The organism is Mitsuaria sp. TWR114 (assembly GCF_007997345.1).
The window spans coordinates 1-715 of sequence record NZ_VOSR01000246.1 but is presented as its reverse complement, the minus strand read 5'-3'; the positions used below and the strand labels follow the sequence as shown (position 1 = coordinate 715).

Annotated in this window: 2 protein-coding genes; both read left to right on the top strand. The window is 74.5% G+C overall.

Annotated features, from left to right (window positions below; translation table 11 throughout):
* A partial coding sequence (locus FUT87_RS10700) for a response regulator (protein ID WP_147241000.1) occupies positions 1–253 on the top strand: 253 nt, incomplete at its 5' end.
* On the top strand, positions 250–715 hold a 466-nt coding region (locus FUT87_RS10695), incomplete at its 3' end, for a response regulator (protein ID WP_147240999.1). The genes FUT87_RS10700 and FUT87_RS10695, both read left to right, overlap by 4 nt.

The window sequence follows — 715 nt, the reverse complement described above, 5'->3', positions numbered from 1 at the left end:
GCCGGGCATGGACGGCTTCGAGTTCGTCGCCCGCATCCGCGGCGACGCGGCGCTGCGCCACATCCCGGCGGTGCTGGTGACCTCGCGCAACGCGCCCGAGGACCTGGCCCGTGGCAAGGCGGTGGGCGCCGACGGCTACATCGTCAAGGGCGAGTTCGCGCAGAACGAGTTCCTGGCGCAGGTCGCGCAGCTGATGGCGCGCTCGGCCGGCACGGTCGACGACGACGCGGCCGTCGAGGAGCCCGCCGCATGAGCGCATCGGGAGGCGTTGGCGGCGGTGGCGGCATCGGCGGACTGGGCGGCGCAGCGCCGCCGGCCGGCGCCGGACCGGCCAGGCCGCTGCGGGTGCTGGTCGTGGAGGACTCGATCACGGTGCTGGCGCACATCCGCGAGGTGCTCGCCGCGCACGGCGACATCGAGGTCGTCGGCGAGGCCCACGACGGCGCGCAGGCCGTGGCGCTGTGCCAGCGGCTGCGGCCGGACGTCGTGTCGATGGACATGATGCTGCCCGGCATGGACGGCCAGGCGGCGACCGAGGCCATCATGGCCCACTGCCCGACGCCCATCCTCATCGTCTCGTCGTCGACCAATCGCGGCGAGCTGCTGCGCACCTACGAGGCGCTGGCCGCCGGCGCCGTCGAAGTGCTGGAGAAGCCGGACGCGAACGCGCCCGCGGGCGAGTGGGAGCGACGCTACGTGACGCTGCTGCGGCTGG